The sequence below is a fragment of the Xenorhabdus doucetiae genome, assembly GCF_000968195.1.
GTDB lineage: Bacteria > Pseudomonadota > Gammaproteobacteria > Enterobacterales > Enterobacteriaceae > Xenorhabdus > Xenorhabdus doucetiae.
The window spans coordinates 3070904-3084401 of record NZ_FO704550.1 but is presented as its reverse complement, the minus strand read 5'-3'; the positions used below and the strand labels follow the sequence as shown (position 1 = coordinate 3084401).

The 13498-nt window shown below is 45.0% G+C and carries 10 protein-coding genes and 1 pseudogene; 2 read left to right on the top strand and 9 right to left on the bottom strand.

Going from position 1 to position 13498, the window contains the following annotated elements:
* Nucleotides 1-55 precede the first annotated feature (55 nt).
* The 4 genes from XDD1_RS13340 to prpB are packed head-to-tail and all read right to left on the bottom strand — an operon-like array spanning nucleotide 56 to nucleotide 5539.
* Entirely contained in the window at nucleotides 56-1942 is a 1887-nt protein-coding gene (locus XDD1_RS13340; protein WP_045971887.1) for a propionate--CoA ligase, read from the bottom strand.
* 36 nt (nucleotides 1943-1978) lie between these two features.
* Entirely contained in the window at nucleotides 1979-3430 is a 1452-nt protein-coding gene (locus XDD1_RS13335; RefSeq protein ID WP_045971885.1) for a bifunctional 2-methylcitrate dehydratase/aconitate hydratase, read from the bottom strand.
* A gap of 38 nt (nucleotides 3431-3468) precedes the next feature.
* Nucleotides 3469-4641, bottom strand: coding sequence for a bifunctional 2-methylcitrate synthase/citrate synthase (gene prpC, locus XDD1_RS13330; RefSeq protein WP_045971883.1), 1173 nt, complete (start codon nucleotides 4639-4641; stop codon nucleotides 3469-3471).
* Nucleotides 4634-5539, bottom strand: a complete 906-nt coding sequence (gene prpB / locus XDD1_RS13325) for a methylisocitrate lyase (protein WP_045971882.1) — start codon at nucleotides 5537-5539, stop codon at nucleotides 4634-4636. The genes prpC and prpB overlap by 8 nt, the downstream gene beginning before the upstream one ends.
* A 308-nt stretch (nucleotides 5540-5847) precedes the next feature.
* Here prpB and prpR point away from each other — a divergent pair, with 308 nt between their 5' ends.
* Entirely contained in the window at nucleotides 5848-7530 is a 1683-nt protein-coding gene (prpR, locus tag XDD1_RS13320) for a propionate catabolism operon regulatory protein PrpR (protein WP_045971881.1), read from the top strand.
* Here the strand turns inward: prpR and XDD1_RS13315 are convergent.
* Together XDD1_RS13315 and XDD1_RS13310 are read right to left on the bottom strand one after the other, a co-directional pair.
* Nucleotides 7527-8678, bottom strand: a complete 1152-nt coding sequence (locus XDD1_RS13315; RefSeq protein WP_045971880.1) for a hypothetical protein — start codon at nucleotides 8676-8678, stop codon at nucleotides 7527-7529. The genes prpR and XDD1_RS13315 overlap by 4 nt on opposite strands.
* A gap of 270 nt (nucleotides 8679-8948) precedes the next feature.
* Complete coding sequence (locus XDD1_RS13310) at nucleotides 8949-9920, bottom strand: threo-3-hydroxy-L-aspartate ammonia-lyase (RefSeq protein ID WP_045971879.1); 972 nt, start codon at nucleotides 9918-9920, stop codon at nucleotides 8949-8951.
* 505 nt (nucleotides 9921-10425) lie between these two features.
* Between XDD1_RS13310 and catA the strand changes: the two genes are divergently transcribed.
* A complete protein-coding gene (gene catA / locus XDD1_RS13305) occupies nucleotides 10426-11067 on the top strand; it encodes a type A chloramphenicol O-acetyltransferase (RefSeq protein WP_045971878.1) in 642 nt (213 codons plus the stop codon).
* Nucleotides 11068-11623: 556 nt separating this feature from the next.
* Here the strand turns inward: catA and XDD1_RS13300 are convergent.
* The 3 genes and pseudogenes from XDD1_RS13300 to XDD1_RS19470 form a co-directional block, all read right to left on the bottom strand.
* Nucleotides 11624-12547, bottom strand: a complete 924-nt coding sequence (locus XDD1_RS13300) for a hypothetical protein (protein ID WP_045971877.1) — start codon at nucleotides 12545-12547, stop codon at nucleotides 11624-11626.
* 320 nt (nucleotides 12548-12867) lie between these two features.
* Nucleotides 12868-13035: pseudogene (locus tag XDD1_RS20035) on the bottom strand (IS3 family transposase); the annotation flags it as partial.
* Between the two features lie 155 nt (nucleotides 13036-13190).
* Nucleotides 13191-13487 carry a hypothetical protein gene (locus XDD1_RS19470; RefSeq protein WP_148886143.1) on the bottom strand — a complete coding sequence of 99 codons (297 nt, stop codon included), beginning with the start codon at nucleotides 13485-13487 and terminating at the stop codon, nucleotides 13191-13193.
* Nucleotides 13488-13498 lie beyond the last annotated feature (11 nt).

The window sequence follows — 13498 nt, the reverse complement described above, 5'->3', positions numbered from 1 at the left end:
AAATGAGGGTTAAACAAAAGAAGGGTTGTGTAGAAAACAACCTTTCATCCGTTTTTTAATGGGAAATGGCGTCCCGGATGGCTTCCAATGAAGCGGGGTTCTCAATCAGGGCGATATCTTTCGGTTCCCGCCCTTCACAAATGGCCTGCATGGTACGGCGCAACATTTTTCCTGACCGGGTTTTTGGTAATTGCGTGACAAAATAGACCCGTGCCGGGCGCCCAACGCTGCCGATTTTTTTATCCACCAAGGCCATTAACGCCTTCTCCAACGCTGCAAAATGGTCAGCGTCCCGGATTTCCCGTCCTTCTTTGAGCACCGCAAAAGCCACTGCGGCTTGCCCCTTGACGTCATCCTTGATGCCAATGACGGCAACTTCGGCGACATCTTCATGGCTGGCGATGCACTCTTCGATCTCGCGTGTCCCCAAACGGTGGCCGGAGACGTTAATCACATCATCCGAACGCCCCAAGATAAAATAGTAACCGTCGCTGTCGCGCAGCCCCCAGTCGAATGTCGAATAAACTTGCTGGTCAAAGTGCTTCCAGTAAGTATTGATAAAACGGCTATCGTCGCCATAAATAGTCTGAATGCAGCCCGGAGGCAACGGGCCTTTGATCGCCAGCATGCCCTTTTCATTGGCACCGCATTCTTGGCCGGTCAGTTCGTTGATCAGTTTGACGTTAAAACCGTACATGGGAAACCCCGTGCTGCCAAAACGGCTTGGCCTGTCGTCTAAGCTCCGTGCAATGGCCATAATCGGCCAGCCGGTTTCAGTTTGCCAGTAGTTATCAATCACCGGCACATGAATAGTTTCGGCAATCCAGCGGGCGGTATGTTCATCCAGCGGCTCCCCCGCCAAATAGAGCGTTTCAAGCGATGAGATATCATAGTTGGCGATGCAATCCGTCGGGTATTTTTTCAGGACGCGGATTGCGGTGGGGGCAGAAAACATTCTGGTGACCCGGTATTTTTCGACAATCTGCCACCAAATGCCGGCATCCGGGCGTATTGGCAGCCCTTCATACATGACGGTTGCCATACCGGCGATCAGCGGTGCATAGATAATATAAGAGTGCCCGACCACCCAACCGATATCCGACGTACAGAAAAAGACGCCGCCCGCCTGACCACCAAAAATAACCGCCATGGAGGTTGCCAGCGCGACGGCATAACCGCCGACATCCCGCTGAACCCCTTTCGGGGTTCCGGTGGTGCCTGAGGTATAGAGCACGCAGGAAATTTCGTTGGATTCCAGCCAGGTGACGGGAACGTCGGCATCAAGGTGCTTCTGCCGCAATGTGGCGAAATCCACATCTCTGCCCTCCACCCAATCAATATCAGACAGCCCGCGATCGACCAGCAAAACATGGCGTGGCGTGTGATTGGCTAACGCAATGGCTTCGTCCAGCAGCGGCTTATAGGGAATGATTTTGCCGCCGCGTGAACCGGCATCCGCCGAGACGACTAAAACAGGTTCGGCGTTATCCAACCGGCTGGCAAGGCTGTGAGAAGCAAAACCGCCAAAAACCACTGAGTGGATAGCACCAATTCGGGCGCAGGCCAGTAAAATAAACAGGGCTTCGGCCACCATCGGCAGATAAACCACCACACGATCGCCCTTTTTTACGCCGAGTGACAACATCATCGCGGCAACTCGGTTCACTTCGCGGTGTAACTCTTTATAGGTGAAAACGCGCTCGCTATGGGTTTCCGTTGAAATGGCGATCAATGCCTTGGCATCGGGTTGCCTTTCCAGCCAGCGATCCAGTGCGTTGTAGCAGAGATTGGTCTTTCCGCCACAAAACCAGCGGGCAAAGGGGGGATTATGGTGATCCAACGTCTGTGCAAAAGGCTGTTGCCAATGTATGCGTTTGGCTTGCTCTGCCCAAAACGTATCGGGATCATCAATGGAATGCTGATAGAAATCTTGGAATGACATAATCTCTCCTACATAGGCAGATGAGCGGCATATAAATTATATAACGTACAAATCGAGGTATTCGTTGACGGGAATATCTCGCAATGCCATCAGATCAAGGGATACCGCCAAAATTTTTTGTTGCTGCTCTGGCGGGAAGCGGCGCGCCAGATTGGTTCTGAATTTTTCTTCTAACAGCGGAATACCCTCTTTACGGCGACGGGCGTGCCCAATCGGGAACTCAACAATGACTTCGTCCAGTTGCGTGCCATCGGTAAATACCACCGTTAACGCATTGGCAATGGAACGTTTTTCGGGGTCGTGATAGTCACGGGTGAAATCAGCATCTTCCACGCAGACTATTTTTTCCCGCAAGGCATCAATGCGGGGATCGGCCGCAATATCATCCTCATAATCTGCCGCCGTCAGGCGACCAAAAATCAGCGGGATAGCCACCATATATTGAATGCAGTGATCCCGGTCAGCGGGATTATTCAAAGGCCCCTGTTTATCAATGATCCTGATACAGGCTTCGTGAGTACGGATAGTGATTTGGGCAATATCGTCAATTTGTTTGCCGTGCGCTTTCAGTTGCTGATGCAGGATCATTGCCGCTTCTACCGCGGTTTGTGAATGGAATTCTGCCGGAAAAGAGATTTTAAACAGCACATTTTCCATCACATACGAGCCATAGGGACGCTGGAATGTGAAAGATTGGCCCTTGAACAAGACGTCATAAAACCCCCAGGTTTCGGCGGTCAACGCGGAGGGATAGCCCATTTCGCTGGTTTGGGCGATCAGTGCCAGCCGCACGGCACGGGAAGTGGCATCGCCCGCCGCCCAGGATTTGCGGGAACCGGTGTTGGGTGCATGACGGTAGGTTCGCAGGGATTGGCCGTCAACCCAGGCCAATGAAACCGCACTCAATATGGCTTCACGCGTTAGCCCTAACATTTGGGCAACCACCGCGGTGGACGCGACTTTGACCAACACTACATGATCCAAGCCGACTTTATTGAACGCATTTTCCAGCGCCAGACAGCCCTGAATTTCATGCGCCTTAATCATCGCTGTCAGCACTTCCCACAGGGTGAGTGGAGATTCTCCGCGGGCAATCGCGTTTCTCGACAGCCAGTCGGCAGTGGCCAGTATGCCGCCAAGATTATCAGAAGGATGTCCCCATTCCGCCGCCAGCCAAGTGTCATTGAAATCGAGCCAGCGGATCATGGCCCCAATGTTGAAAGCAGCCTGAACGGGATCGAGCTGGAATTGGGTTCCCGGCACGCGCGCACCGTTGGGCACCGTGGTGCCCGGCACAATCGGCCCCAAGAGTTTGGTGCAGGCGGGGTATTCCAGCGCTTCCAGCCCACAGCCCAAGGTATCGATCAGGCAGTGGTGGGCGGTGGCGTAAGCAATCGGGGAGGTGATGGTGTAGTCCATGACATAATCCACAATATCCACAATCACTTGATCGTAGTCAGGGCGATGGTTAACAACAGAGGTAGACATAATCAATCCTTAAATCGTGTTATTTATGAATCGGGTGATTAACGCTGTGCAATCGGTATAAATGCCAAGTTTTCAGGGCCGGTATAGTTCGCCGATGGACGGATGATTTTGTTATCAATGCGCTGTTCAATAATGTGGGCAGCCCAACCGGAAGTACGGGCCATCACAAACAGCGGGGTAAACATGGCCGTCGGCACGCCCATCATGTGATAGGACACCGCCGATAACCAATCGACATTCGGAAACATTTTCTTGTGCTCCCACATCACAGATTCAATCCGACCGGCAATGTCATACATCTGGGTGGTGCCGGCTTCTTGGGAAAGTTGCAAGGCAATAGTTTTAATCACTTTATGGCGGGGATCAGAAACGGTATACACTGGATGGCCGAAACCAATAATGACCTCTTTTCTTGCCAAACGGGCCAGAATATCGGCTTCGGCTTGTGCAGCGCTATCATAGCGTTGCTGGATTTCGAAGGAGACTTCATTGGCTCCGCCATGCTTTGGCCCCCGCAGGGCACCAATCCCTCCGATAATGGCAGAATAAATATCCGAACCCGTGCCCGCAATCACCCGGCTGGTAAAGGTGGACGCATTAAATTCATGTTCAGCGTACAGGATCAGGGAAGCGTGCATGGCCTTTTCCCACGATCCGCGCGGTTTTTGACCATGCAGCAGGTGGAGGAAGTGCCCGCCAATGGAATCGTCATCGGTTTCAACGTCAATACGGCGGCCATTATGACTGTAGTGATACCAATACAGCAGGATTGAACCGAGAGAGGCGAGCAGGCGATCCGCGATATCACGGGCAGCGGCGAGGTTATGATCTTCTTTTTCCGGCAACGTGCAGCCCAAAACCGAAACGCCGGTACGCATCACATCCATTGGGTGGGCTAGCGCCGGCAGGGCTTCCAGTGCGGCCTTGACGCTGCTGGGCAGGCCGCGCAAGGATTTCAGTTTGTTTTTGTAGGCGGTCAGTTCTGCGCGGGAAGGGAGTTTATCGTGGATAAGCAGATAAGCGACCTCTTCAAACTCACAATGGGCGGCCAAATCGAGAATATCATAGCCACGGTAATGTAAGTCATTGCCATTTTTGCCGACGGTACAGAGTGCCGTATTGCCTGCCGTCACGCCGGACAACGCCACTGATTTTTTCGGTTTGAATGAGGTCGGTTCAGAAACGCCCGTTGTCGTATTTTGCTTACTCATCAGTATCACCTCTGCTATTTTTCAGGGAAAACAGGGCATCCAGTTTTCGTTCAAAATCGTAGTAGTTGATGCTTTCATAAAGTTCATTACGGGTTTGCATCATATTGATGACATTTTTCTGGGTGCCATCGCGACGCAATGCGGTATAGACCTGTTCGGCCGCCTTATTCATCGCCCGAAACGCCGACAGGGGGTAAAGGGCAATGGCGACGTTGACGCTCCTTAACTCTTCGACAGTAAAAAGTGGCGTTGCCCCGAACTCAGTAATATTAGCCAAAACAGGCACCTGTGTTCTGGCCGCGAATGCCTGATACATTGGCAGCGCGGTAATGGCTTCCGGGAACAGCATATCGGCACCCGCTTCGATATACGCCATAGCCCTGTCCAGTGCGGCATCCAGCCCTTCTACTGCCAATGCGTCCGTGCGGGCCATAATGACAAAATTCTCATCGGTGCGGGCATCAACGGCGGCCTTGATGCGGTCGACCATCTCCTGTTTGGCAACAATCTCTTTATTTGGACGATGGCCGCAACGTTTGGCACCGACCTGATCTTCAATATGAACACCCGCAGCACCTGCTTTAATCATAGAACGAATTGTGCGGGCGATATTAAACGCTGAGGAACCGAACCCAACATCGGCATCGACAAGCAGGGGTAGGTCACAGACATCAGTAATGCGGCGGACATCAATCAACACATCATCCAGTGTCGAGATCCCCAAATCGGGCAGCCCCAGCGAACCCGCAGAAACCCCGCCACCTGAAAGGTAAATCGCCTTGTAACCCGCCCGTTTTGCCAGCAGTGCGTGGTTTGCGTTGAGGGTTCCGACGACTTGTAACGGAGATTCGGCTTCTATTGCTCGACGAAAAGCCAAACCAGCGGAATAAAATGCCATATATAACCTCATTGTTACTAAAATGAAACCAATTTGTATTTGATTGTGATTCAAGCAAGGTTTATGCCAATGGTTAAAATCAGAGAAGTGGATAAGTTGGAGTTCTAACCAATACATTATTTTTATTATCTAAATTAATAAGATGGATGGATTTTGGTTAATTAATGGTGACGGTTTAACGATGGGCTATAATGTCTGTTTGTTTCATCTTGAATTGACTGTGTTTCATTTTTGTTTCAAATTTCAGGAATGAAACAGTCAACTGAACCTATTCAGATAAACGCCTGACAGGCAATAGGGGAGAAAATATGGCTTCAGTACACGCAGGAGAAAATAATAGGCCGGTGATCTGGACGGTTTCTGTTTCCCGGCTTTTTGACCTTTTTCGTGATATTACCCCGGAATTTGATCATCAGGCGGATATCACGCCGATTCAATTGGGTTTTGAGCGCGCAGTTCAACATCTTCGCAAACGGCTGGAAACTGAACACTGTGACGCTGTGATTTGCGCGGGATCGAATGGTGCTTATTTAAAAAGCCGTTTGTCCGTACCCGTCATTATTGCCAAAGCCAGCGGATTTGATGTTATGCAGGCACTGGCGCGCGCCCGACAAATCAGTTCCCGCATCGGTGTGATCACTTATCAGGATACCTTGCCGGCATTAGAAGAATTTCAGCAGCGTTTCAATTTACGCATTGAACAACGTAGTTATGTTACGGAGGAAGATGCCAGGGCACAGGTTAATGCGTTGAAGGCGGCAGGCATTAAGGTGATTGTGGGCGCAGGATTAATTACCGATCTGGCTTATGAAGCTGAACTGGTGGGAATTTTTGTCTATTCGGCAGACTCCATTCGACAAGCATTTCAAGATGCCTTAGAGATAGCGCGCATGACCAAACTCAATCAGGCGGCGATTTCGCCTTATCCGACAGAAGATAAGCTACGCACACGGCACACAATCAGCGATATCAGGGGAAATTCCACTGCGATAGAGCATGTCCGCGATACGATTATGCTGTATTCCCGTTCGACCGCCACGGTTTTGATTCAGGGAGAAAGCGGTACAGGAAAAGAGTTGGTGGCACAGGCGATTCATCATGAATATGCCTTGCGTTACGGGCAGTTGGCGGGTAAGCATCCACGGCCGTTTGTTGCCGTTAACTGTGGTGCGATTACCGAGTCTTTGCTGGAGGCTGAACTGTTTGGCTATGAGGAAGGCGCTTTTACGGGTTCAAGGCGTGGCGGGCGTGCAGGGTTATTTGAAATTGCGCACAGGGGGACATTATTTCTGGATGAAATTGGTGAAATGCCGTTACCGTTACAAACACGGTTATTAAGGGTATTGGAAGAAAAATCCGTGGTCAGGGTTGGCGGATATCGTCCGATTGCTGTCGATGTTCGGATCATCTGTGCCACGCATTGTGATTTGGATACTTGGGTCAGGGAAGGGCGTTTTCGGGCCGATTTGTTCTACCGTTTGAGTGTATTACGCATCAATGTACCGGCATTAAGGGCGAGGGAAAATGATATTGGCTTGTTGGCAATAGAGTACTTACAACGGGCTTTTGCGGCACTTAACTTACCCGTTTCTGCATCGCGAATAGCGGAACTGGCTAAGTGTCATGAGGTATTGCACGCCTACCATTGGCCGGGAAATGTGCGTGAACTGCGTAACTTGATGGAACGGACAGCGCTTTATTTGAGCGCTCATCCTGAACAGGTGCTGACGCCGGCATTGGTATTATCTCTCTCACCTGAGCGTCATATTGATACGCATGTTATCAGCAACGATATGAAAACCGCCCAGATTGAAATATCTTCTTTGATTAAAAACCCTTCTTCAATGAAGAATATTTCAATACACGACGTTGTCGCGCGATTTTCAGGTGATCGACGTGCGGCCGCAGAATATCTGGGAATTAGCCGCACGACGTTATGGCGGAGGTTAAAGCGGGAACAGGACAAAATGAAAACCATTTCAGAGGATTAAAGATTATCAATGACCATTTTGGCGTTAGCAAATCTATTTTCTACCTGAACGAATTCTATATGATGATCTGTTTTCCTTTTTGTTAATTCAGTGGCATATTTTAGCTCTGAATAAGTAATCGGAAAATTTCTATTGTTGGAACCAATATCCTTGAAATCACTATGTCTCCATTTATGATGGAAGTTATGTACATTCATATTATCAACTTTTGCAATATTAAGGGGTGGATGTTCTTCTACATAAAAGATAATTTTCTTTATAGGTGAGTCTGCTTTACTGGCTTCTAGTTCAGCCCAATCAATGGATAATTTGCATAATTTTCGGATAAAAGACTTTGCAAAACAATTTGTAATGACATCTCCATGTGCGAACATCTCTCTGTCTTTTTCAGTAATTTTATCCTTCTCTGGGTAATAACGATTTCCACGTTTATCTATATTCTCCTTAAAGTTAAGCAGGTTTTTAAATCCTTCTTTATCACTTTGATGGAAAGCATTAAAAATGCCAGAGGTATATTCTCTATTGCCAATATTATAATGGCCGTAAGAAGAATTTGAGATAAACCTACCACTTGAACGATTAGGGTAATTATCATACTCTAATATAGGATTGACTACATCTTTTTTTGTATTGGCTGAGAAAGGATTAGGGCGTTTAAGATTATTTTTGGCGAGAAACCCAGCCTGATAATTTTTATACTCTTTATAGTCACCTTTTTTGGTTACATTTCCTTTTCTCCTATTTAACGTGGTACTGATTGATAATTCGGAATAATTTCCCTTTAAAAAGTCGTATCTCAAAAAATAACTAAGGCTGCGAAATAGGTAATTTATGGTATTTGTATCTATTTTTTTTGTCATGTTTTCACAGAGTTTTGGATCAAAGAAATTATTGTTTTTAACTGATTCGTAAAAATAATTAACATAAGTATCTTTTTTTGTGTTGACAAGATATTCACTTTGTCCATTGTTTTCAAAAAATTGTTTAAATTTCATTATGTTGTTCCCACTGCGTGCGAGTATTCCTGAGCTAAAGAGTATATTATCCATAGTGATATAAATATCATTAGGGTTGGCGTTTTGAATATGATACAGATAATTTCTTCTATATTCCGAAAACCCATAAACAATAATAATGTTTTTGTTCATCTTAGTGACCTCTTCAATATTTCAATATTATTTCATTAATGATGTTGATATTTTTAATCAGCAACGGTGATTTTTCTGGATTATGATTAGCATTTATTGATTTGTTTATCAACCATGCAATGAGTGAAGTTAAATGGTAATATTTTAATAATGTGGCTATATTACGATGAGTTGCCCCGGAGCTGTCATCATTATTTCTTACTTTATTCTAATGACTAACCCCGTTTTTTATCATGCTAATCGGATAGGTTAATTGATAAACAATGAGTGTTAATGAAATTTATTTTCCAATAAATGGGCATATTGTTTTATATCGATATTTCCGCCACTTAAGATAATGCCAATACGTTGACCTTTCAATTGTTCCCGCATGGCCTTTGCCGCAGCAAACCCTAAACAGCCGGTAGGTTCGACAATGGTTTTCATTCGCTCGGCTAAAAAGTACATAGCATCAACGAGTTGATCATCTGACGCCGTAAGAATATCTTTGACAAGATGGCGGATGATAGCAAAATTGCGTTGCCCCAAATGCTGGGTTTGGGCACCATCTGCAATGGTTTTTGGGGTATCTATATGGACGATTTCACTTTTTTGAAAAGATTGCTGACCATCATTACCGGCCGCGGGTTCGACACCAAAAACCTGGCAGGTAGGGGATAAATGGGCGGCAGCAAGCGCCGAGCCGGATAATAAACCCCCACCGCCGAGCGGCACAAACAGCGCATCCAACTCGCCGGTTTCTTCGAACAGCTCCTTCGCCGCCGTGCCTTGACCGGCAATGATATGGGGGTGATCGAAAGGCGGAATCAGTGTCATGCCATGTTTCTCTGCCAATTGCCGGCCGATTACTTCGCGATCTTCCGTATATCTGTCGTAAAAAACGACGTTTCCACCATAGCCTTTTGTTGCGGTTATCTTAACCTGAGGAGAATCGTGCGGCATGATAATGGTGGCAGAAATATTCAATAACTTAGCGGCTAGTGCAATGGCTTGGGCATGATTGCCCGATGAAAAAGCAATTACCCCTGCTTTTTTCTGTTCATCACTAAACTGGCATAGGGCATTTATGGCTCCACGAAATTTGAATGCCCCCATTTTTTGATAATTTTCACATTTAAAATAGACTTGGGCACCGAAAATTTCATTGACTGTTGTTGAGGTGAATACCGGTGTTTTATTGATATAGGGTTTAATACGAGAATGGGCTTCAGATATATGATGATAATCAGGAATAAACTTCATGACTTGAGACTCCTACGCGATGTAGCGTATCTTATTAATGCTATTGGAAATTTTATTTGAGAAGAAACAGTATAATCACAATATTATGGCGAATACTGGGATGGCAGTCATAATTATGGCATTTTAAAATTCAACATATTCCAGGGGTATCCAACCAGCCTCTCCTGATTTTTTATGCGCCCAGTACCAACCGTTGCCATTGCATGGAACGCGGTTATTCTTTTATGAAAAACTGATGAATTAGTGTTACACGGGAGAAAAATCTGCCAAATTGGTATTCGATAAGGTGAAAAAATAAACCGTTGCTTTTTGTTCAATGCTGGCCTACCATCGCTAAATAAAGGTATATATTTATAGCACTTTGCGGATTTGTGTATAGACTTACTCAAACACAAAGGTAAAACAACTAGAGACGACAGATTATGGCATATATGAATCAAATAAATACAGAGAGAATGCCCTTCTAATTAAATTATCTCATTAATTTTTTTAGAAGGGTAAAAATGTGAATTATACAAAATTTGATATCGAAAATTGGAATCGGAAAGAGCACTTTGCTTATTATCGTCATAGTGTTCAGTGCGGGTTTAGCTTAACAACGAAAATTGATATTACACGTTTAATCTCTTCATTGACTGAAAAAGAATATAAATTTTACCCAGCAATAATCTATATCCTTTCAAAGGCAGTTAATTTATATTCTGAGTTCAAGTTAGCGATAAAAGATGATGATTTGATTATCTGGGATAAGGTAGATCCCGCTTTTACCATTTTCCATCAGGAGACTGAAACCTTTTCTTCGCTTTGGGCTGAATACTCTCCGGATTTTCATTGTTTTTTAGCAAACTATGCAACTAATTTTGAACGTTACAAGGCCGATGTGAGTTTTTTTCCACAACCGAATCAGCCAGCGAATCATTTTCATATTTCATCGTTGCCATGGGTAAGTTTTGATGGATTTAATCTTAATGTAGCTAATTTTACGGATTATTTTGCACCGATATTTACTATGGGTAAATATTATAAAGACAGTGATCAGATTATTTTGCCATTAGCTATTCAGGTTCACCATGCGGCGTGTGATGGCTTTCATGTTGCAAGGTTAATGAATACCATACAGAAAATGTGTAACGAAAGATTAGAGTAAGTAACTATGAGGTGATGGCCGGATAGATTTTTATAGGATCATAATATCTACATAAGTGAAAGAAAATCACGGTATTTAAAGGGTCGCTTTAGCGACCTTTTTAGTTTCTGTCAGTAGTCAATTTTGGATGCAATATTGTCCGCTGATTGTGTCCAACCATTCGAGTTCACTTCAAATATTGTGGGTGTGAAATATTACCATCGAGAAAAATCAGAAATTGTTGCCTTATGTAATAATTTTCAATGTCCACAACAGTTTTCTGCGCTTCAGGCCAGTTGATTGACGGTTCAGATCACATTTTTTTGTGCAGGTTTAAACAGCATAAACCATCAATACACAGTGAGGGTTCTGCTTTATCGCATCTAATCGTTTTATCCGAACAAAACTTTAAAACCAATAATTCCTGAAAATGTCATTATTAGGCAAAAAAACTGGCGCTGCGACAGAGAGGGAAAGCAGCCTTGTTTGGCTAGTGTACATATTACACCTGCCAGTAAAATAAATGCAGTCGTCGAAGATGGCAACCCACTAAGTAGATCCAAAAATGAACTGTCCATCAATATATCTCACCATTGCCAAAAGTGAAGGTTACATTTTGCTTTTTTGTATCCCTGACACCTCCCATACTGAGCAGTTTTTCAACTACTTCATTTATTGCGGCTCTTATTACTTCATCGTCATCTAAATCTTCATACTCATCAAGGTATGGTAGTACTACTTGCCCTGCAACCAAATCGATAAAATTTACTCTCGCAAAAGACACCTTTCCTGAAAAACCGGAGGTACAAAGCGAGCGAAGTTGCGTACGGATAAAGCCACTGATATAGGCAGCAAACCAAGATCTACTGAATACTTTTTTATATTGCTCTTCTGAAGGCCAGAGGTAGCTGTCCAGTTCTCTGCATTTGTAGTTCAACGTGTTTCCATTAACATACAGATATCCATACATTTTGAACCCAAACCAGGGAAAACTAATATGAGGATTTACTGTCTTGATACGCCCCTTCAATGCTGTCCGTTTGGCAAGCAACACCAAGCATCTGTCGGTCTCATCAAGTACGTCATACCAAGAAACCGTCGGCTCACTCCAATATTCTTTATCATGCAGGCAATTATAGAACTGAACGATATCCAGATCGTTTAGTGCTTTTATGCGGTCATTCTCAACAGCCTCCGTTAAGGTTCCAGATTGCGCCGTTAATTGGGTTACTCGCAGCAGGTCAGCAGCTGGCAGACTTTTTCTGTATGTCTGGAGCACCTCTCGCATTTGGGCAACGTTTCTCTGATTCTCGATAGCTATATTGCTATTGGTATAGTTAATCAGATCTCCCCAGTTAGAAAACCGATAGAAATACGCTACCATTTCATAGGCATGGTTCAACTGAACATTGCAGTGATCTCTAAGAAAACGGGCCTGCTTGCGTAGTTGATCTACTGGTGGAACATAACGGTGGTTGTTAACGCTGAGACGTGGAAGCATTGCATATTCCTTTTACAAATACTCTGCGGCCTGTAAACACAGAGCAAAGTTAAAAGGATATGCTCTGAAAAGCTGAATGGGTAAAAAGCGCGTTGGCGGATTTGTCTACAGGCTGACAGGTCTGCGCAGAACCTGTCAGTTACGATATGAAAAAATCCAAAGACAGTCAATAGCCTGTATGGATTTTGTGCATATTAGTGAACTACTTCCATGGGCTGTTATAGTTCCTGGCACTGGCATCCCATATATACATTCATGCTTGGCACAAGTGAATCTCCATCAACGTCTGCTCCTCGCTCATAGCTTCCAGCGTGTTGTGGTCAATAAAAATTGGTCACCACATGGGAGTTTTCCCAAAATAATCTTTCTGATTCATTTGGTGTCAATCCATTGTTATACCAATGGGGACGATGTTGGCTGTAATAACCCGTGATATAATTTATAATTGACCGATAGGCTTCCTCAGCACTCCGATATCCCATCAACGGGTGTCATTTTCAGAAGACGATTGCATGGAATGTCAGAAGTCGGCTTCACTGAACTACTGGGGAATTTAGAAGCCGGAAATTTCCATCCTTTCCCAGCTTAGAACACGTCAAAAGTTTTCTAACACTCTACCTTGATTAGTACTTTTCGCTGTTATTTATATTAACTCTTTTTCTGATAATTGACGGTAATGCTCGCCGAGGGCAATAAGGCGTAATGCCTTACTTTCCATAGCTGCGTGGTAACAATGAGGTGCACCAACAGGAATAAGTAAATTCACTCGATTGTAACGTTGTAGAATAGCAAAAGTAGCTGTTTTATCTGGGTCAGGATTAGAACTTTCTGGCTCATAACTCGGGTCAAGTTGAAATTCGTTGCCCGCTGAGGGAAAAAATTCTGAAATCCATTGGTTTATCGGGAACGCTGAAAATTGGAGATTATGGCGTGGGGACACTAGTAGTGGGT

Excerpts from the sequence above, each read along its gene's own strand:
- prpB (WP_045971882.1), bottom strand. The coding sequence starts at position 5,539 with ATGGCATTTTATTCCGCTGGTTTGGCTTTTCGTCGAGCAATAGAAGCC.
- prpR (WP_045971881.1), top strand. The coding sequence starts at position 5,848 with ATGGCTTCAGTACACGCAGGAGAAAATAATAGGCCGGTGATCTGGACG.
- XDD1_RS13335 (WP_045971885.1), bottom strand. The coding sequence starts at position 3,430 with ATGTCTACCTCTGTTGTTAACCATCGCCCTGACTACGATCAAGTGATT.
- prpC (WP_045971883.1), bottom strand. The coding sequence starts at position 4,641 with ATGAGTAAGCAAAATACGACAACGGGCGTTTCTGAACCGACCTCATTC.
- XDD1_RS13315 (WP_045971880.1), bottom strand. The coding sequence starts at position 8,678 with ATGAACAAAAACATTATTATTGTTTATGGGTTTTCGGAATATAGAAGA.
- XDD1_RS13300 (WP_045971877.1), bottom strand. The coding sequence starts at position 12,547 with ATGCTTCCACGTCTCAGCGTTAACAACCACCGTTATGTTCCACCAGTA.
- XDD1_RS13340 (WP_045971887.1), bottom strand. The coding sequence starts at position 1,942 with ATGTCATTCCAAGATTTCTATCAGCATTCCATTGATGATCCCGATACG.
- XDD1_RS13310 (WP_045971879.1), bottom strand. The coding sequence starts at position 9,920 with ATGAAGTTTATTCCTGATTATCATCATATATCTGAAGCCCATTCTCGT.